Genomic DNA, 19,189 nt, shown 5'->3' on the forward strand with positions numbered 1-19,189 from the left:
TCCTTCGTTAGAGGCGGAGCGATTAACCCCCGGCTAACGGGCGGCCGGAGCGGCGGGTGATGGCGCGTTCGACGGCGGCGATGATCGCGTTCAACACCAGACCCATGACGGTCAGCCAGACCAGGGCCGCCAAGAGGTCGGCGGTGCGCAGACGGTTGCCCGCCTCCAGCAGGCGCCAGGCCAGACCCTGGGCGGCGCCGGAGCCGGAGACGAACTCGGCCACCACGGCGCCGATGACCGCCAGGCCAGCGGCGACGCGCACCCCCTCCAGCACGAAGGGCAGGGCGCTGGGCAGGCGCAGGCGCCAGAGCCTTTGCCAGGGCGAGGCGCCGTAAAGGTCGAACAGGCGCTCCAGGTCGGGATCGGCGCTGTTCAGGCCGGTCAGGACGCCGGAGAACAGCGGGAAGACGGCGACGGCGGCGGCCAGGGCGACGACGGCGCGATCGGCATGGTCCAGGCCGAACCAGATCAGCACCAGGGGCGCGATGGCGACGACGGGCGTGACCTGAAGCGCCACGGCCAGGGGGCGCACGGCGGCCTCGGCCGGGCGGCTGAGCGAGACCAGCAGGGCCAGGCCGCCGCCGATGATGAAGGCGACGGCCAGGGCCTGAAGCGCCATGCCGAAGGTGACCGCCGCCGAAGCGGCTAGAATGGGCGCGGACGTCACCAGGGCGGCGGCGACCGCGCTGGGCGGCGGCAGGAAATAGGGCGGGATGTGCGCCATGCGGCAGGCGGCTTCCCAGACGCCGAGCAGCAGGGCGAGCAGCAGCCACGGCGCGGCGATGTCGATCAGGCGCTTCACGTGGCCGCCTCCATGGTCGCGGCCAGGGCGGCGGCGACGGTCTCGACGGCGGTGCGATAGGCGGGGTCGAGACGCCACTCGGCGGGGCGGGGCAGGACGCCCGGCGAGGCCACGGCGGCGGCGACGGCGCCGGTCGCGGCGTCAAGCACCACGGTGCGGGCGGCGAGATAGACGGCCTCGTCCACGTCGTGGGTGACGAAGACGACGGCGGGGCGGGGGGCGCCTTCGACCCACAGGCGGTGCAGATCCTCGATCAGGCGGCGACGGGTGACGGAGTCCAAGGCCGCGAAGGGTTCGTCGAGCAGCAGCAGGGCGGGACGGTCGACCAGGGCGCGGGCCAGGGCGACGCGCATGGCCATGCCGCCCGAGAGCTGATGCGGGCGGGCGTCGAGCCGGTCGCCCAGGCCGACGGCGGCCAGGGCGGCGGCGGCGCGGTCACGGGCCTGGACACGGGGAATGCGGGCCAGGTCCAGAGGCAGGGCGACGTTATCCAGCGCCGAGGCCCAGGGCATCAGGGTCGGCGCCTGGAAGACCAGGCCGGTGCGGCCGGGCGTGGTCAGGGCCTGACCCTGATCGGGCCGCTCAAGACCGGCGAGCAGGCGCAGGGCGGTGGACTTGCCCGCACCCGAGGCGCCGACGATGGCCAGGATGTCGCCGGGCTGGACGGTCAGGTCGATGGGACCGACGGATCGCGCGGGATAACGGACGACGGCGTCGGACAGGCGCGCGACGGGCGCGGGCTGGTCAGCCACGGCCCGGCAGATAATCGTCGGTGAAGGCCGAGCGCCAGTTCAGGCCGGGATCATAGACCCCCGCCTGGGACGTCACGTCGAAGAAGGCCTGCCAACGGTCGCTGGTCATGGCCCCCAGACCGTAGAGGGCCGCGTCGCCGCCGTCGACCATGCCGTTGGCGCGCAGCTTGTCCCGGGCCTGGTCCAGGATGTCCTGGGTCATGTCGGGGTTGGCCTTGCGGATCAGGGCGTCGGCGGCCTTGGCGTCGCCGCGAATATAGTCGCGCCAGCCCTCGGCCGAGGCGGCGATGAAGTGGCGCAGGGCCTGGGCGTTGTCGCGCGCAAAGGCGTTCGGAGCCAGGACCATGGCGGCATAGGAGGGGTAACCCTCGTCGGCCAGGAGGAAGACCTTGGGATCGAAACCGGCGACCTGGCGGATCGTATAGGGTTCGGAGGTCAGATAACCCTGCTGGACCGCGCGCGGATCGGCGAGGAAGGGCGCGGGGTTGAAGGTGTATTTGCGCACCTGATCGTCGGTGAAGCCGTATTTGGCCTTCAGCCAGACCCAGAAGGCGGTGACGGAGGCGTCGGCCAGAAGGAAGGGGCGGCCGCGCAGATCGGCGATGGTGCGCAGGGCCGGATCGGGGTGGGCGATCAGGACCTGGGGGTCCTTCTGGAAGAAGGCGGCGACGGCCTTCACCGGGGCGCCCTCGGCCACGAGGTTCAGGGGGATGAAGCTGTTGGACCCCATGCCCAGTTCGACGGCGCCCGAAGCCAGCAACTGGGGCACGTTCACGCCGGGACCGCCCTGGATGATCTGGACGTTCAGGCCGCGCCGTTCATAGGCGCCGGAAGCCAGGGCCTGATAGAAGCCGCCATGCTCGGCCTGGGCGCGCCAGTCGGTGGCGAAGCGCAGCCGCACCCGGCCCTGTTCGTCGACCGGCGCCTCGACGCGGCCGCACGCCGCCAACGGACCCGCGAGGGCGGCGAGACCGGCGGCGCCCAGCATGACGCGGCGACGGGAGGCGGAGGGGGCGCTCATGCGCCTTGGTTTAGGGCGGGTTGTCGGGGAAGGGAAGCGGAGCCGCCCTCGGGTGCGGACGGCGGGGTCGGCTGAGCTGACCGCCGGTGACGGCCGCCGGAATTGAGCGAGGGGACGCCAGCCCGGTCGAACCGTTGCTTGCGTCCCCTCGCCAAGTCCGGGTTGGACTTGGCCATTGAGGGCCTGGACCTTGGCCTGGGCGCCGGCGGGGCGAACCCGTCCGCGGTCGGCTGTATCCTGACGGCTCCTGGTCTTTGGCGTTCCGCGCGGCCTTCGCCGTGCGCCGTCCATCGATCCCGGCCCGGTTCTCCGTGAACGTCCTGGGGCCGAAGCCTTCGTCGTTCGGGAGCCTAGGCCCTGCCGCGTCGTCCGTTCGGGTCCGAAGACCGCGCCCGGAGGCCGGGTCAGAGAGCCGGACCGGTTCGCTTTGATCCCCGGATCGCTCCGGTTTTCCGCGCCGCCGTGTCCCTCGGCCCGTTGACGTTCCGACGAAACCCGCTATGAGGCAAGCGCCTCAAATCCATCGTCTGTGGGCGAAATTGGGGATGGATTGTGCGTCAGTGGTGAACGGCTAGCCTCTCGACGCAAGATTGTTGTTCTGGCTGCGCGACTTGCGCGCCGTCCACAGCGGGGCGGAACGTCGTTGAAAACGCGTCAGCCGGCGAGGTTTTCGCGCTTTTCCTCAAGCTCCAGCCATTCCAGTTCGGCGGACTCCAGGTCAGAACGGGCCTTGGCGGCGGCGGTCATGGCGCGGTCGAAGGCTTTGGGATCGCGGGCGTAGAGGTCGGGATCGGCCAGGGCGGCGTCGTGTTTGGCGATGGCGTCCGGCAGGGAGGCCAGCAGACCTTCGAGTTCCTCAAGACGACGGGCGTCCTTGTAGGAGAGTTTGGACGGCTTCTTGGGCGGCGAAGTGCGCGCGGCAGCCCCCTCCACCGTCTTCGACGGTCCCGTCGTCCGACCGCCTCCGGCGCTCGTTCCTCCACCCCCAAGGGGGGAGGATTGGGGAGGGGAAAGGAAGCCTGGGTTCTGACGCAGGAAGTCGGTCCAGCCGCCGGGGGTTTCGACGATGTCGCCGCGGCCGTTCATGGCGATGGTCGAGGTGGCCAGGCGATCGACGAAGTCGCGGTCGTGGCTGACCAGGATCAGGGTGCCGTCGTATTGCTCCAACAGCTCTTCCAGCTTGTCGAGCGTGTCCATGTCCAGGTCGTTGGTCGGCTCGTCCAGGACCAGAAGATTGGCGGGTTTGGCCAGGGCGCGGGCCAGCAGCAGGCGATTGCGCTCGCCGCCCGAGAGGGTGGAGATGGGCTGCTTCAACTGGCTTTCCTGGAACAGGAAGTCCTTGGCGTAGGCGGCGACGTGCATGGAACGGCCGCGCACCAGGATGGAGTCGCCGCCCCCGGGCGTCAGGGCGTCCCACAGGGTCATGTCGGACTTCAGCCCCTCGCGGGACTGGTCCAGATAGACCGGCTCCAGATTGGCGCCGAGGCGGACGGTCCCGGTGTCGGGCGCCAGCTCGCCCAGCAGGATCTTGACCAGGGTGGTCTTGCCCGCGCCGTTTGGACCGACGATCGCCAGCCGGTCGCCGCGCAGGATGCGGGTGGTGAAGGGTTTGATGACCGTGCGCACCGATCCTCCCCCGTCTTTCACGGGGGAGGGGGACCGCGAAGCGGTGGAGGGGGCGAGTTCAAGCGCCGGTGTGTGAGGTTCGCCCCCTCCACCAGGCTGTGCCTGGTCCCCCTCCCCCGCTGCGCGGGGGAGGATCTGGGCGAAGCTCTTCGATATCCCCTTCACCTCGGCCACCAGCTTGCCGGACAGGGCGCCGGAATCGACGGCGAGGTTCAGCTCTTTCGGCAGGTCGCGGACCCGTTCGGCGCGGTCGGCGCGCATGGCTTGCAGGGCGCGGGCGCGGCCCTCGTTACGGGTGCGCTGGGCGGTGATGGACCGGTAGAAGGTGTAGGTCTCGGCCTCGATCTTCTTGGTCAGGCGGCGCAGGGACTCGGCTTCCTCCTCCATGACCTTGTCGGCCCAGTCGTCGAAGGCGTCGAAGCCCTTGTCGAGGGTGCGGACGCGGCGGCCCTCCAGCCAGTGGCAGGTGTCGGTGACGCGGTTCAGGAAGGCGCGGTCGTGGCTGACGACCAGGACGGAAAAGCGGGCCGAGAGGATTTCGTTTTCGAGCAGCTCGATGGCGAGGATGTCGAGGTGGTTTGTCGGTTCGTCGAGCAGCAGCAGGTCCGGTTCTTCGGCGAAGGCCTTGGCCAGGGCGGCGCGGCGGGTCTCGCCGCCGGACAGGTTCACGGCGGGCTTGTCGGGGTTCAGGCCGAAGGTGGTCAGCCAGGCCTCGGCGGTCCAGCGTTCGGCCGCGCCCGAGGCGGCGTAGTCGAGCAGGGTCTCGCCGATGATGACCGGCTCCTGCGGCACATAGGCGAAACGGGTGCCGGCCTGAATCGATCGGTCGCCGGCGTCGGGTTCGACCAGGCCCATGACGATCTTCATCAGGGTCGACTTGCCGGCCCCGTTGCGGCCCACCAGGGCCGCGCGGCTGCGCGGCTCGATGGCCATATCCACGCCCTCGAACAGGGGGCGGGGACCGTCTTGCAGACGGACGTCCTTGAGGGCGACGAGAGGGGGTCTGGCGGACATCGGAATACTCGATCCTCCCCTGCATAGCGGGGGAGGGGGACCACGCGTAAGCGTGGTGGAGGGGGCGGAAACGCGCGCTGATCTAAGGGAAGAGGGCTGGAGATTCCATAGGAAAGGGCGAGCGTGTCCCTCGCCCCCTCCACCGCTTCGCGGTCCCCCTCCCCCGCAAGCGGTGGAGGATCGTCAAAGCGATAGGATGAATTCAGCGGCGGCGTCTGGATCGCGCAGGATATCAGCGGCGGGAATACGGACGGTGCGGACGCCCTGTGCGAGCAGAAGCGCGTCTCGCGCCTGATCTTTCGCCAACTCGTGCTGCTGGCCGTCGATCTCGATGCAGAGGCGATCGCTGGCGCGATAGAAGTCGAGGATGAATGCGCCGAGCGGGTGTTGGCGACGAAAGCCGCGCCCCCAGATGCGGGTCCAAATCAAGACTTCCGGCAGAGACATGAGGCGACGAAGACTTTTCGCGCGTTTTTGCGTAAGGACCGGCGCTCGCATGGCCCAGATACTGCACCTTTCCGCCCCCTCCACCACTTCGTGGTCCCCCTCCCCCGCTATGCGGGGGAGGTTCTGATGTCGGCGTTCTGGGAAACCAAGCCTCTGGCGGAGATGTCGCCGCGGGAGTGGGAGAGCCTGTGCGACGGGTGCGGCCTGTGCTGCGTCATCCGGTTCGAGGACGAGGACACCGGCGAGGTCATCCCGACCAAGGTGCATTGCAAGCTGTTCGACACCACCGTCTGCCGGTGCTCGAACTATGAGAACCGGCGCCAATATGTGCCGGACTGCATCAAGCTGACGCCGCACAATATCGAGGCGCTGGAGTGGATGCCCAAGTCCTGCGCCTATCGCCGCATCCACGAAGGACGGCCGTTGGCGGCGTGGCATCCGCTGGTGTCGGGCGACCCGGAGACGGTGCACACGGCGGGCGTGTCGGTGCGCAACCAGACGATCTCGGAGCTGGAGCTGGAGAACGAGGAAGACGCGCTGGATCACGAGGCGCCGGAATGGGCGCTGGAGCGCGGCTGAAAACCGGGCGCCGCCATTGCGTGTGCGAGCCGCCGCAAGCGCTTGATCCAATTGGGATATAAGGTTCGCCAAAGCGTTCCGCGCGCCTAGGGGCGCTGGTCCCCTATAGTTCAGGCATGGGCGGAAAAAGGGGTGCGGCGCAGGACGGCCTGGCCGTTCTGATCGCCCTGACGGACGAGATGCTGAGACCGATCTCCGGCGCCGATCTGGACGATGCGGAGCGGCGGCTGAAGCTGGCGACCCTGAGCGTCAAGCTGAGGCAGGCGCTGGTCGAGGCGACGATCCGGGAAGCGCAGTTGAACGGGGAGGACGAGGCGCTTGACGCAGCCGGAGAGGAACGACTGCGCCAGGACCTCTATCATCGACTGGTGGCGCTGGCGCGAGCCATCGACGAGGAGGAAGCTGCTGGCGCCGATCGGGCAGGACCTGGAGCGGCTGATCGGGACGGACTGGCGGTTGTGGGGCCATCGGGCGCAGAGACCGCCCGACGGCATGTGGAGCAGTTGGCTGTTCCTGGGCGGGCGTGGCGCGGGAAAGACCCGCGCCGGGGCTGAATGGCTGACCGGACGAGCGAGACCGGGCGCGCACCTGGCCCTGGTCGGGCCGACCCTGCATGACGTGCGCGAGGTGATGATCGAGGGACCGTCGGGTCTGAAGGCCGTGGCCGCGCCGTGGCGCAGACCGGTCTATGAGGCGGGGCGGCGACGACTGACGTGGCCGAACGGAGCGACGGCCCACGCCTTTTCGGCCGAGGACGCCGACAGCCTGCGCGGGCCGCAATTCCATGCGGCCTGGTGCGACGAATTCTGCGCCTGGCGACGACCGAGCGAAGTGTTGGCCATGCTGCGGCTGGGCCTGAGGCTGGGCGACGATCCCCGGCTGGTGATCACGACCACGCCGCGGCCGATCGCGGCCCTGAAGACGCTGATGGCTGAACCGGGCACGGTGACGACGCGGGCGGCGACGGCGGCCAATCGGCGGAACCTGTCGGCCAATTTCCTGCGGGGCCTGGACAGTCTGTACGGCGGGACACGGCTGGCGGAACAGGAGCTGGAAGGCTGCGTCCTGTCGGACGACGGGACGCTGTGGACCGAGTCCATGCTGAACGCCTGTCAGGGACGGGCGCCGGAACGGTTCGAGCGGATCGTGGTCGGATTGGACCCGCCGGCGACAGCCGAGGGCGACGCCTGCGGCATCGTGGTGGTCGGGCGGTTCGAGGGGCGGGCCTATGTGCTGGCCGACCGCAGCGTGCGCGGCCTGAGACCCCAGGCCTGGGTGCGGGTGGTCGCCGGTGATGCAGGTGCGGCTGTTCCATCCGACCGACGACCACTACAGCTATTCGCCGCTGGAGGCGGGGGCCTTCGCTATCGACGCGCACAATGCTGCGGGCGAGTGGAACAAGGCGCTGTTGGACAATGCGGCGACGGCCTATGCGGGGCGGATGCTGGAGGCCGCCGACGCCTGGTGTTGGGACGCGCGGCCCTATCCGGCGTTTCCGGCCCGCAAGGACGTCTGGGCCGACGCCCCGGCGTGGCGAACCGGCCACTGGCTGAACGGGCGTCTGGTCGGGGATGTGGCGGCGATGATCGCGGCGGTGCTGAGGCGCGGCGACCTGGGCGAGGACGACTTCGTCATCGAGGGTGTGGACGGCGAGGTCACGGGATACGCCATCGACCGGCCGATGCGGACGCGAGATGCGCTGGAGCCGTTGTTGCGGGCGGTGGACGCGGTGATCGCCGAGCGGGACGGACGGGTGGCGATCCTGGGGCGCGAGGCCCTGGTCATGTCGATCGAGGCGGACGCCCTGGCCTTGCCGGACGAAGGCGCGGCCGTGCGCGGCGACCGGGTGCTGGAGGAGAGACCGTCCATCGCGCGGGTGCGTTATGTGGACGCCTTGGCCGATCACCAGACGGCGGCGGTCGTGTTGAGACGCGAAACGGAGGCGGGCGGCGGAAGCGTCGATCTGGATCTGCCGCTGGCGTGCAGTCCTGAACAGGCGCGGCTGGCGGCGGCCGTCGCATTGGACGGGGGCGCCGATGTCGAGAGCCGGACCTTGGCCCTGGGACCTCTGGCGGCCTTGAGGTTCGAGCCGGGTGACGCGGTCACGCCGCCGGGCGCGGACGGCGTCTGGCGCGTCGAGCGGGTCGTGTCGGACGAGACGCCGCATATGGTGGTGCGACCGCGCGTCATGCCGCAGTCGGGGGATCTGGGCGTCACCGAACCGCCCCTGTCGGAGACGCCAGAGCCGACGGGCGCGCCGTTCATGGCGATATTGGATCTGCCGCCCTTGCCGGGCCATGAAGTCGACGACCGGCCGCTGGCGGCCGTGGCGGCCGAGCCGTGGCGAACCATGGAGGTGCAGGCGGGGTCCGATCCTGACGCGCTGAGCCGGCGGGCGCGGGTGGAGGCGTCGGCGACGGTCGGGCGACTGACGGCCGCCTTGGCGCCCGGCATGATCGGGCGCTGGGACGGGGTGAGCAGACTGACGGTGAAGCTGGAAGGCCGGGCGCCGCAGAGCCGCGGGGCGGCGGCGGTTCTGGGCGGCGCGAACGTGCTGGCGATGCAGACCGAAGCGGGTTGGGAGTTGATCGCCTTTCGGCAGGCGACGGCGCTGGGCGACGGGGTCTGGCGCTTAAGCGGCCTGCTGCGCGGTTTGCAGGGCACGGAGACCGAGATGCGCGCGGGGGCCGAGGCGGGGGCGACCGTGGTGATGCTGGACGACGCTCTGACGCGACTGGATTTCCGACGCGACGAGCGGGGGCTTCCTCTGGTGTTCCGAGCGGGTCCGGCGGGCGCTCCGCCGGGCGGGGCGGGGGTGACCTCGCGGATGGTGACCTGTCGGGGCGTGCACGACCGACCCTGGCCGCCCGTGCACCTGAACCTGCGATCAAACGACGGGGACATCATGATCCGCTGGACGCCGCGCCGTCGATTGTACGGCGACGGCTGGGACGGGGATCGAAGCCTGGAGCCGGGGCTGCGGTTCCGTCTGCGTTTTCTGGACGGCGGGGTCGTGCGGCGCACCCTGGAGGTCGAAGGTCCCCAGGCCGTCTACACCCAAGCCGAACGAGCCGTCGACTTTCCGGGCGGACTGGGGACGGCCTCGGTCGAGGTCAGTCCGTGGGGCGAGGCCTGGGGCTGGGGGCCGGCGACGCGACTTTCGATGGCCGTATGACGCCGTGGGCCTTTCGGTCGGCGGGAGCATGGCTTAACTGACGCACGTAGCCTTGCGGAACGGAGCGACAGTGGCCGGCGACCCCTACAAGGAATTGGGCGTGGCGCGGAACGCCAGCGCGGACGAGGTCAAGAAGGCGTTCCGCAAGCTGGCCAAGGACCTGCACCCCGACAAGAATCCCGGCGACAAGGCCGCCGAGGAACGGTTCAAGCGGGTGACGGCGGCCTTTGACCTGTTAGGGGACAAGGACAAGCGAGCGAAGTTCGACCGCGGCGAGATCGACGCCGACGGACGCGAGCAGTTCCGGGGCTTCGGCGGCGGCGGGCCGGGCGGGTTCTCCGGCTTCGGCGGCGCGGGCGGTCCCGGCGGACGGGCGGGCTTCGAGAACATCGACCTGGACGAATTGTTCGGCATGTTCGGGGGCCAGGGGCGCCAGCGCGGCGCGCGCGATTTCACGCCCAAGGGACAGGACATCCGGGCGACGCTGGAGATCAGCCTGGAGGATTCGATCACCGGGGCGACGCGGCGGATTCAATTCTCGGACGGCCGGACCCTGGACGTGGCGATCCCCAAGGGGGCGGGCGACGGCCAAGTGATCCGGCTGCGCGGCCAGGGTGCGCCGGGACGGATGGGCGAGGCGGGCGATGCGCTGATCGAGCTGAAGATCGCCAAACACCCGCTGTACCGACGCGAGGGCGCCGATCTGGAGATGGATCTGCCGATCTCGGTTCCCGACGCAGTTCTGGGCGGCAAGGTGACCGTGCCCACGCCGGAAGGAAGGGTGTCGATGACCGTTCCGGCGGGGTCGAACTCGGGCAAGGTTCTGCGGTTGAAAGGGCGCGGCGGCCATGCGGGCGGCAAGCGAGGCGACCTGCTCGCGCGACTGGTGGTGACCCTGCCGGAGCCGCAGGACGAGGCCCTGACCAAATTCGCCGAGGAATGGCGAACCAAGCGGCCCTACAAACCATGAGCGCCAAGCCGAATGAACGGCCGCAGCGGCCCTGGTTCAGCTCGGGTCCGACGGCGAAACGGCCGGGATGGTCGTCGCAGGCCCTGCCGCACGACCTGTTGGGACGCGGCATCCGTGCGCCGGAAGTGGTGGCGCGGTTCGCCCATGGACTGAAGCTGACCCGCCAGGTGCTGGAGGTCCCGGACGACTGGGTGCTGGTCTATGTGCCCGGCTCGGACACCGGGGCGGTCGAGGCGGCGCTGTGGTCGATGTTGGGCGAACGGCCGGTGCAGGTCATGGCCTATGAGAATTTCGGCCTGCAATGGGCGACGGCGGTGCGCGATCACCTGAAGCTGGAGCCGGAGGTGCTGTCGGCGCCGTGGGGGAGCCTGCCGGACCTGGACCGGGTCGATCCCGATAAGGATCTGGTGTTTCCGTGGAACGGCACGACTTCGGGCGTGTGCGTGCCGAACGCCGACTTCATCGCGGCGGATCGCCGGGGGTTGGCGATCTGCGACGCCACCTCGGCCGCCTTCGCCATGCCGCTGGATTGGGCCAGGCTGGATGTGGCGACCTTCTCGTTCCAGAAGGCGCTGGGCGGGGAGGCGGGGCTGGGCGTCGCGGCCCTGTCGCCGCGCGCGGTCGAGCGGCTGGACCGGTACGAGCCGCCACGGCCCGTGCCCAAGGTTTTGAGGCTGCGTGACGGCAAGGGGTTCGATCGGGCGCTGGCGACCGGCTCGATGATCAACACCTTTTCGGTCTGGACCCTGGAGGACTGGATCGACGCCCTGGAGTGGGCCGAGCGCGTCGGCGGCCTGTCGGCCCTGATCGCGCGGACCCAGGCCAATGCGGCGGCGCTGAACGCCTGGGTCGAGCGGACGCCGTGGATCGACTGGCTGGCCCAGGACCCGGCGATGCGGTCGACGACCTCGGTCTGTCTGAAATTCGTCGATCCGCGCGTGGAGGCGATGGACGAGGCGGGGCGGCAGGCGCTGGTCAAACGGATGAAGGCCCTGCTGGAAGCCGAGGGGGCGGCCTTTGACGTGGAAAGCCATCGCAACGCCTCGGCGGGCCTGAGGGTCTGGTGCGGCGCGACCGTCGAAACGGCGGACATCGAGGCCCTGACGCCGTGGCTGGATTGGGCGTTCGCACAGGCTCTAGGCGAATAAATCCGACGACGACGCGACACCGGGCGATTCCCCCGCTATAGGCTGCGCCCCGCAATCAGCGGGAGCATGAACCTTGGCGAACGTGGCGGTGGTCGGCGCCCAATGGGGCGACGAGGGCAAGGGCAAGATCGTCGACTGGCTGTCGAACCGGGCCGACATGGTGGTACGGTTCCAGGGCGGCCATAACGCGGGCCACACGCTGGTCGTCGACGGCAAGGTCTATAAGCTGGCCCTACTGCCCAGCGGCGTGGTTCAGGGCAAGCCGTCGATCATCGGCAACGGCGTGGTGGTCGATCCCTGGCATCTGGTGCGCGAGATCGAGAGCATCGAGGCCCAGGGCGTGCGGATCGACCCCGATGTGCTGTCGGTCGCTGAGAACGCCTGTCTGATCCTGCCCATCCATCCGGCCCTGGACGTGGCGCGCGAGGCGGCGGCCAGCACGCCGGGCGCCAAGATCGGCACCACGGGACGCGGCATCGGCCCGGCCTATGAGGACAAGGTGGGGCGCCGCGCGATCCGGGTCTGCGATCTGGCCGACGCCGACGACCTGAAGCGCAAGATCGACCGGTTGCGGGCGCACCACGATCCGCTGCGCGCCGGTCTGGGGCTGGAGCCGATCGACCCGGAGGCCCTGTTGGCGCAACTTCTGGAGATCGCGCCGAAGATCCTGCCCTATGTGCAACCCGCCTGGCGGGTGCTGGACCGGGCGGTTCGCAACGGCAAGCGGGTGCTGTTCGAGGGTGCACAGGGCGCCTTCCTGGACGTCGATCACGGCACCTATCCCTATGTCACCAGCTCCAACACCGTGGCGGGCCAGGCGGCGGCGGGGTCGGGTCTGGGACCGCGCGGGGTCGGCTATGTGCTGGGCATCGTGAAGGCCTATACGACCCGCGTCGGCGAGGGACCGTTCGCCTGTGAACTGGATGACGAGGTCGGACGGCATCTGGCGACCGTGGGGCGCGAGGTCGGGGTCAACACCGGCCGGGCGCGCCGGTGCGGCTGGTTCGACGCGGTGCTGGTGCGTCAGTCGGTGGCGATCAACGGCATCGACGGCGTCGCTTTGACCAAGCTGGACGTGCTGGACGGGCTGGAGACGCTGAAGATCTGCGTCGGCTATCGCATCGATGGCGAGGTGTTGGACTATCTGCCGTCCAGTCTGAAGGCCCAGGCGGCGGCCGAACCGGTCTATGAAGAGATGGAAGGCTGGAGCGACAGCACGGCGGGCGCCCGCAGCTTCCGCGACCTGCCAGCCAACGCCGTGAAATACGTGCGGCGGGTCGAAGAGCTGATCGGCGCGCCGGTGGCCTTGTTGTCGACCAGCCCGGAGCGGGACGACACCATCCTGATGCGCGATCCGTTCCAGGGACACGGCTGAAACCGCCCGCGTTCAACGGGCCTTAACCGGCATGGCCTAGGAAAGCGGTTCAGAGGAGCCGCTTCGCTTGTTCACGCTGGATCAAAAGACTGTTCATCGGCTGGAGCCGGCCGTGCGTCGGGTGATCGTGGCCGATCCCAACGGCGCCTCGGCGCGGTTGTTGGGCGACATCGTCAAAAGCCTGGGCGGGCGCGATATCTTCTTCGAATCGGATGAGCAGCGCGTGATGGATCTGGCGCGCGAGGTCGAGCCGGGCCTGATCATCACCGAATGCACCGGGCCGCGGCTGGATGGGGCGGACCTGGCCAAGCGCATCCGACGCTCCACGCTGGCTTGTCGATATGCGCCGATCATCATGGTGACCGCCGACGCCACGGCCACAACCATCAAGGCTGCGCGCGACGCCGGGGTGCACGAGTTTCTGCGCAAGCCCTTCACGGCGGCCGATCTGTTCCGTCGCATCGAGAACGTGGCCTTGAAACCCCGCGACTGGGTCGAGGCGGTGGCCTATGTCGGACCCGACCGGCGCCGGTTCAACTCGGGCGAATATGCAGGTCCGCGCAAGCGCAAGGCCGACGCGCCCAAGACCGCTGCCCAGACGGTGGCGGCGGCCAAGGACCAAGCCCTGCGCATCCTGGCGGCCGCTCTGGCCCAGTTCGACAGCGACCCGGCCCAGGCGGTGCGCGCGGTGCGCCAGCAGGCTGAGACCCTGAAGAGCCTGGCCCTGAAAACCTCGGACGCACGGCTGGCCCTGGCCGCCGGGGCCTTGGAGACCTGCATGGCGTCCGGGCGCGCAGGCAAGGCCGATCTGGTCGGCCCGATCAACGCCCTGCTGGCCATCAGCGCGCCTGAACCCAAGACCCAGGCGGGCTGAGACGCTTCAGCCCGCCATCATCTCGCGGCGGCTTGAGCGCCGCGATCAGGCGTCGACGAGATTGCGTTCCTCGGCGGCGGCCCGCATCGCTTTTTGCAGCTTCTCGAAGGCGCGGACCTCGATCTGGCGGACACGTTCGCGGCTGACGCCGTATTGACCGGCGAGTTCTTCCAGGGTGACCGGGTCGTCCTTGAGGCGGCGCTCGGTCAGGATGTGTTTCTCGCGATCGGTCAGCTCTTCCATGGCCTCCTGAAGCAGGCCCATGCGCAGGGATTTCTCTTCGCTTTCGGCCAGGGCCGTCTCTTGCGACACGGCCGTGTCGTCGGCCAGCCAGTCCTGCCACTCGCTCTCGCCGTCGGCGCGCAGGGGCGCGTTCAGAGAGGCGTCGCCGCCCAGGCGGCGATTCATGTCGGTGACATCCTGTTCGGTCACGCCCAGCTTGGTGGCGATGGCCGACAGATGCTCGGGGTGCAGGTCGCCTTCCTCGAAGGCCGAGATCTGGCTCTTGGCCTTGCGCAGGTTGAAGAACAGCTTCTTCTGCGCGGCGGTGGTGCCCATCTTCACCAGCGACCAGCTACGCAGGATGTATTCCTGGATCGAGGCGCGAATCCACCACATGGCGTAGGTCGCCAGGCGGAAGCCCTTGTCGGGATCGAATTTCTTGACGGCCTGCATCAGGCCGACGTTGCCTTCCGAGATCACCTCGCCGATCGGCAGGCCGTAGCCGCGATAACCCATGGCGATCTTGGCCACGAGGCGAAGGTGGGACGTGACCAGTCGATGGGCGCTCTCGGCGTCCTGGTGTTCAGACCAGCGTTTCGCCAGCATGAACTCCTCATCCTTGGTCAGCATCGGAAATTTGCGGATTTCCGTCAGGTAACGCGACAGTCCCTGTTCAGGCGACATCACCGCGAGCGTGTTGTTGGCAGCCATAGTTCGTGGTCCCTCCGACCGATACCGAGCGAGTCCAACGGACCTAGCCACCGAATGTGCGCCGGGTCCTCAACCCCTCAACCGAAGACTTGGGGAACGGTTGCCTGCTTGGCCAGAGGCGGATCGTCACACCAAGATGAAAGCGTGGCGGGAAGGCCACGCCCATCGGTCGCAGTCTGTGTAGCGGATTGTCCGTATCTAATCAAGACTGACTAGATGCTCCTCAAGGCTTTTCATGTCCGGCGGGGGCGGGGTCTCGAACCGCAGCGCCTCGCCGGTCACGGGGTGGACGAAACCCAGAACAGCGGCGTGCAAGGCCTGGCGGGCCAGGCCCGCCTCGGCGACGGCGGCGCGTACAGGCGCCGCCGGGCTGCCGGAGCCGTAGGTCGGATCGCCCAGGATCGGCGCGCCTTTCGAGGCCAGATGGACCCGGATCTGATGGGTGCGGCCGGTGTGCAGGGTGCAGGCGACGCGGGCGGCCATGGGCGCGGCGCCCGGTTTGGCGGGAGCGCCGAAGATCCGTTCGACGACATAGTCGGTGATCGCCTCGCGCCCGCCGGACTTCAGCACGGCCATCTTCTTGCGGTCGGAGCTGGAGCGGCCGATCCGGGTCTCGATTCGGCCGCGAGCGGGCGAAGGCGCACCGCGAGTCAGGGCGATATAGGTGCGTTCGATGTCGTGTTTGGCGAACAGGGCGGACAGGCCCGCATGGGCGCGATCAGTCTTGGCGGCGACCATGACGCCCGAGGTGTCCTTGTCCAGCCGGTGGACGATGCCGGGCCGGGCCACGCCGCCGATGCCGGACAGGGATGCGCCGCAGTGGTGCAGCAGCGCGTTGACCAAGGTGCCGGTCTGGTTTCCGGGCGCCGGATGGGCGGCCATGCCCGCCGGCTTGTCGATGACGATCAGGTCCGCGTCCTCGAACAGGACGGTCAGGGGAATCGCTTCCGGTTGCGGATCGGCGGGCGTGACGGGCGGGATGGCGATGGCGTAGTCGCCGGGCAGGACTTTTGACTTGGCGTTGACCGGCGCGTCGGCGAACGACACGGCCCCGGCGTCGAGCAGGGCCTGTATCCGGGCGCGCGACAGGGACGGCGCGGCCTCGGCCAAGGCCTTGTCGAGGCGCAGAGCGCGCGCGGTCTCATGCAGCGAGACGATCAGGGTCTCGCCGTCCGCATCCTCGAAATCCTCGGAATCGATGTCGGGCGTCACGGGCGGCAGACTAGGCCCGCCCGTGTCTGGTCCCAACCCCGTTCAGGCCGCCTGGCTGGAGGCCTTGCCGAAATGCGGGTCCAGGTCGCCCGCCGCATAGCGTTTGGCCATCTGTGCGGTCGATAGCGGCTTGATCCGGTCGGCCATGCCCTCGCAGCCGAACTCCTGGAAGCGCTGCATGCAGACCTTGCGCATGGCTTCCTTGGCGGGCTTCAGATAGGCGCGCGGATCGAACTCGCCCGGCTTTTCGGCCAGGACCTTACGGATGGCGCCGGTGATGGCCATGCGGTTGTCCGTGTCGATGTTGATCTTGCGCACGCCGTGCTTGATGCCGCGCTGGATCTCCTCGACCGGCACGCCCCAGGTCTGGGGCATCTGGCCGCCGTACTGGTTGATGATGTCCTGCAGGTCTTGCGGCACCGAGGATGAGCCGTGCATGACCAGATGGGTGTCGGGCAGGCGGCGGTGGATCTCTTCGATCACATTCATCGCCAGGACGGCGCCGTCGGGCTTGCGGCTGAATTTGTAGGCGCCGTGGCTGGTGCCCATCGCAATCGCCAGGGCGTCGACCTTGGTCTCGCGCACGAAGTCGACCGCCTGGTCCGGGTCGGTCAGCAGGGCCGAGTGGTCCAGCTTGCCCTCGAAGCCGTGACCGTCCTCGGCCTCGCCCATGCCGGTCTCAAGCGAACCCAGCACGCCCAGTTCACCCTCGACCGAGACGCCGCAGCTATGGGCCATCTGGACCACGCGGCGGGTGACGTCGACGTTGTACTCATAGCTGGCGGGGGTCTTGGCGTCCTCTTCCAGCGAGCCGTCCATCATCACCGAGGTGAAGCCGTACTGGATGGCGGTGGCGCAGGTGGCCGGGCCGTTGCCGTGGTCCTGGTGCATGCAGACCGGGATGTGCGGATACAGCTCGGCCAGGGCGTCGATCAGTTTCGCCAGCACGATGTCGTTGGCGTAGGAGCGGGCGCCGCGCGAGGCCTGGATGATGACCGGCGCGTTCACGGCGTCGGCGGCCTCCATGATGGCCAGGCCCTGCTCCATGTTGTTGATGTTGTAGGCCGGCAGGCCGTAGTCATTCTCGGCCGCGTGGTCGAGCAACTGTCGCAGGGTGATCCGCGCCATGGGTGTAGCCTCCTGAGCCGTTTCTTTTGCGGTGGTTTAGCGCCGGAGGGCCTGGAAGTCACGCCGTGTTACAGAGGCGTTTTCAGGCCTTGAGCGCCTCGACGCCGGGCAGGGGCTTGCCCTCCATCCACTCCAGGAAGGCGCCCCCGGCGGTGGAGACGAAGGTCATGTCCTCGGCCGTGCCCGCATGGTTCAGGGCGGCCACGGTGTCGCCGCCTCCGGCCACGGCGATCAGCACGCCGGTCTTAGCCAGATTCGCGGCGTGTTTCGCGGCGGCCACGGTCGCGGCGTCGAAGGGCGGGACCTCGAACACGCCCAGGGGACCGTTCCAGATCAGGGTCTTGGACACGTCCATGGCGGCGGTCAGGCGCGCAACCGTCTGGGGACCGGCGTCCAGGATCTTGTCCTCGGCGGACAGGGAGGCGCCCAGCTTCAGCGTGCGGGCCTGGACGCCGGGGCTGACGGCGGCGGCCACGACCACATCGACCGGCAGCAGCAGTTCGCAGCCCTGTTTCTCGGCCTCGGCCATGATGGCGCGGGCCGTGTCGGCCATGTCCTTTTCCGCCAGCGAGCCGCCGATGTCGTGGCCTTGGGCGAACAGGAAGGTGTTGGCCATGCCGCCGCCGATGGCCAGGCGGTCCAGCTTGCCGACGAGGTTCTGCAACAGGTCCAGCTTGGTCGAGACCTTGGCCCCGCCGACGATGCCGATCACCGGGCGTTGCGGTCGGCCCAGGGCCGCGTCCAGCGCCTCCAACTCGCGCCGCATCGACTCTCCGGCATAGGCGGGCAGCAGGCGCGCCAGACCCTCGGTCGAGGCGTGGGCGCGGTGGGCGGCGGAGAAGGCGTCGTTGACGTAGAGGTCGCCGACCTCGGCCAGTTGCTGTGCGAAGGCCGGATCGTTCTTCTCTTCGCCCGCATGGAAGCGGACGTTCTCCAGCAGCACCACGCCCCCGGCGTCCAGATCGGCCACGGCGGCCTTGACGGCCTCGCCCGCGCAGTCGTCGGCGAAACGGACCGGCGCGCCCAGCAGGGCCTCCAGCGGCGCGACCACGGGTTTCAGGCTCATCTCCGGCACGACCTTGCCCTTGGGCCGGTCGAAATGGGCCAGAAGGGCGACCTTGGCCCCCGCGTCGCGCAGGCGTTGGAGGGTCGGCAGGGCGGCCCTCAGACGGGTGTCGTCGCTGACGCGCCCGCCCTCCATCGGCACGTTGAAGTCCACGCGGACGAGGGCGGTCTTGCCCGACAGGTCTTTGGCGTCGTCGAGGGTGCGGAAGGTCATGAAAAAATCTCGAAAAATGAAGACAGTCCACGAGAGGCGGCGTGGATCACGAGCGCGATAAAAAGGTTGAAAGGGATCAGACCAACAACCACCCACGGCGCCAAGTCTGGCCGACCAAGCTCATTCATCGCGTTGGCTCGACTTGCCCTGCTCCAGTAAGCGTTTTTAACAAAGGATAAGATGGCGAATGCAATTCCGCCGACTAGAACAGTGGGCCAATCCCACCCAAGCCAACCTGTCCAGATCAACCAAAAGCCGACCAATAGGCCGGTGATCCTTGAGAACCACCGGCGAACTACGGCGCCTGTCGTCAACCTCGCCGAGGCCGTCATTACATCAGCTTCGCCATCACCAGGGCCGTGTCGGCCATGCGCGTGGCGAAGCCCCATTCGTTGTCGTACCAGCTCAGCACGCGGGCCAGTTTGCCGTCCACGACCTGGGTCTGGGGCAGGGCGGCGGTGGACGAGGCGGCGATATGGTTCAGGTCGGTCGAGACCACCGGATCGGTGGTGGTCGCCAGCACGCCCTTCATCGGGCCGTCGGCGGCGGCTTGCAGCGCCGCATTGATTTCCTCGACCGTCACCGCGCGACCGGCCACGACCTTCAGATCGACGACCGAGACATTGGGGGTCGGGACGCGGATGGACGAGCCGTCCAGCTTGCCCTTCAGTTCCGGCAGCACCAGGCCCAGGGCCTTGGCCGCGCCGGTCGACGTCGGGATCATCGACAGGGCCGCCGCGCGGCCGCGATACAGATCCTTGTGCATCGTATCCAGCGTCGGCTGGTCGCCGGTGTAGGCGTGGATGGTGGTCATATAGCCGCGCTCGATGCCGAACAGGTCGTTCAGCACCTTG

General features: G+C 68.9%; 17 protein-coding genes and 1 pseudogene. 8 read left to right on the forward strand and 10 right to left on the reverse strand.

The window, feature by feature from the left end:
• Positions 1-22: 22 nt before the first annotated feature.
• The 5 genes from V7D63_RS06890 to V7D63_RS06910 form a co-directional block, all read right to left on the reverse strand.
• Positions 23-802, reverse strand: coding sequence for an ABC transporter permease (locus V7D63_RS06890; protein WP_442882119.1), 780 nt, complete (start codon positions 800-802; stop codon positions 23-25).
• Positions 799-1,554 (reverse strand): ABC transporter ATP-binding protein, encoded by a 756-nt coding sequence (locus V7D63_RS06895; RefSeq protein ID WP_333591527.1) that lies wholly within the window; start codon positions 1,552-1,554, stop codon positions 799-801. The genes V7D63_RS06890 and V7D63_RS06895 overlap by 4 nt, the downstream gene beginning before the upstream one ends.
• Positions 1,547-2,575, reverse strand: coding sequence for an ABC transporter substrate-binding protein (locus V7D63_RS06900; RefSeq protein ID WP_333591528.1), 1,029 nt, complete (start codon positions 2,573-2,575; stop codon positions 1,547-1,549). The genes V7D63_RS06895 and V7D63_RS06900 overlap by 8 nt, the downstream gene beginning before the upstream one ends.
• 654 nt (positions 2,576-3,229) lie before the next feature.
• The gene (locus V7D63_RS06905; RefSeq protein WP_333591529.1) at positions 3,230-5,215 is read right to left on the reverse strand and encodes an ABC-F family ATP-binding cassette domain-containing protein; all 1,986 of its coding nucleotides are present in this window, start codon (positions 5,213-5,215) and stop codon (positions 3,230-3,232) included.
• A 183-nt stretch (positions 5,216-5,398) separates the two neighbouring features.
• A complete protein-coding gene (locus V7D63_RS06910) occupies positions 5,399-5,713 on the reverse strand; it encodes an endonuclease domain-containing protein (protein ID WP_333591530.1) in 315 nt (104 codons plus the stop codon).
• Positions 5,714-5,788: 75 nt separating this feature from the next.
• On the opposite strand from V7D63_RS06910, the gene V7D63_RS06915 reads away from it, so the two are divergent.
• The 8 genes and pseudogenes from V7D63_RS06915 to V7D63_RS06955 all read left to right on the forward strand — a co-directional run bounded on the left by V7D63_RS06915 (position 5,789) and on the right by V7D63_RS06955 (position 13,783).
• Positions 5,789-6,241 (forward strand): YcgN family cysteine cluster protein, encoded by a 453-nt coding sequence (locus V7D63_RS06915; protein WP_333591531.1) that lies wholly within the window; start codon positions 5,789-5,791, stop codon positions 6,239-6,241.
• Between the two features lie 116 nt (positions 6,242-6,357).
• Positions 6,358-6,795 carry a hypothetical protein gene (locus V7D63_RS06920; protein ID WP_333591532.1) on the forward strand — a complete coding sequence of 146 codons (438 nt, stop codon included), beginning with the start codon at positions 6,358-6,360 and terminating at the stop codon, positions 6,793-6,795.
• Positions 6,734-7,288: pseudogene (locus V7D63_RS06925) on the forward strand (terminase large subunit domain-containing protein); the annotation flags it as partial. The gene V7D63_RS06920 and the pseudogene V7D63_RS06925, both read left to right, overlap by 62 nt.
• 247 nt (positions 7,289-7,535) lie before the next feature.
• Complete coding sequence (locus V7D63_RS06935) at positions 7,536-9,416, forward strand: GTA baseplate fiber-binding domain-containing protein (RefSeq protein WP_442882120.1); 1,881 nt, start codon at positions 7,536-7,538, stop codon at positions 9,414-9,416.
• Positions 9,417-9,486: 70 nt separating this feature from the next.
• A complete protein-coding gene (locus V7D63_RS06940; protein ID WP_333591533.1) occupies positions 9,487-10,386 on the forward strand; it encodes a J domain-containing protein in 900 nt (299 codons plus the stop codon).
• Positions 10,383-11,534 carry a phosphoserine transaminase gene (locus V7D63_RS06945; protein ID WP_333591534.1) on the forward strand — a complete coding sequence of 384 codons (1,152 nt, stop codon included), beginning with the start codon at positions 10,383-10,385 and terminating at the stop codon, positions 11,532-11,534. The genes V7D63_RS06940 and V7D63_RS06945 overlap by 4 nt, the downstream gene beginning before the upstream one ends.
• Positions 11,535-11,607: 73 nt before the next feature.
• Entirely contained in the window at positions 11,608-12,909 is a 1,302-nt protein-coding gene (locus tag V7D63_RS06950; RefSeq protein WP_333591535.1) for an adenylosuccinate synthase, read from the forward strand.
• Positions 12,910-12,976: 67 nt separating this feature from the next.
• The gene (locus V7D63_RS06955) at positions 12,977-13,783 is read left to right on the forward strand and encodes a response regulator (protein WP_333591536.1); all 807 of its coding nucleotides are present in this window, start codon (positions 12,977-12,979) and stop codon (positions 13,781-13,783) included.
• Positions 13,784-13,828: 45 nt separating this feature from the next.
• Here V7D63_RS06955 and rpoH read toward each other — a convergent pair whose 3' ends face one another.
• From rpoH to V7D63_RS06980, 5 genes are all read right to left on the reverse strand, one after another.
• Positions 13,829-14,716, reverse strand: coding sequence for an RNA polymerase sigma factor RpoH (gene rpoH, locus V7D63_RS06960; protein WP_333591537.1), 888 nt, complete (start codon positions 14,714-14,716; stop codon positions 13,829-13,831).
• Between the two features lie 198 nt (positions 14,717-14,914).
• On the reverse strand, positions 14,915-15,928 hold the full coding sequence (locus tag V7D63_RS06965) for an RluA family pseudouridine synthase (protein WP_442882121.1): 1,014 nt from the start codon (positions 15,926-15,928) through the stop codon (positions 14,915-14,917).
• A 42-nt stretch (positions 15,929-15,970) separates the two neighbouring features.
• Positions 15,971-17,056: a class II fructose-bisphosphate aldolase gene (gene fba, locus V7D63_RS06970; RefSeq protein WP_333591538.1), complete on the reverse strand. Its 1,086-nt coding sequence runs from the start codon at positions 17,054-17,056 to the stop codon at positions 15,971-15,973.
• Positions 17,057-17,138: 82 nt separating this feature from the next.
• Positions 17,139-18,335, reverse strand: a complete 1,197-nt coding sequence (locus V7D63_RS06975) for a phosphoglycerate kinase (protein ID WP_333591539.1) — start codon at positions 18,333-18,335, stop codon at positions 17,139-17,141.
• A gap of 331 nt (positions 18,336-18,666) precedes the next feature.
• Positions 18,667-19,189, reverse strand: a 523-nt coding sequence (locus V7D63_RS06980) for a type I glyceraldehyde-3-phosphate dehydrogenase (protein ID WP_442882122.1), incomplete at its 5' end; no start/stop codon positions are given.

This window comes from Brevundimonas sp., assembly GCF_036732845.1.
Taxonomy (GTDB): Bacteria; Pseudomonadota; Alphaproteobacteria; order Caulobacterales; family Caulobacteraceae; genus Brevundimonas.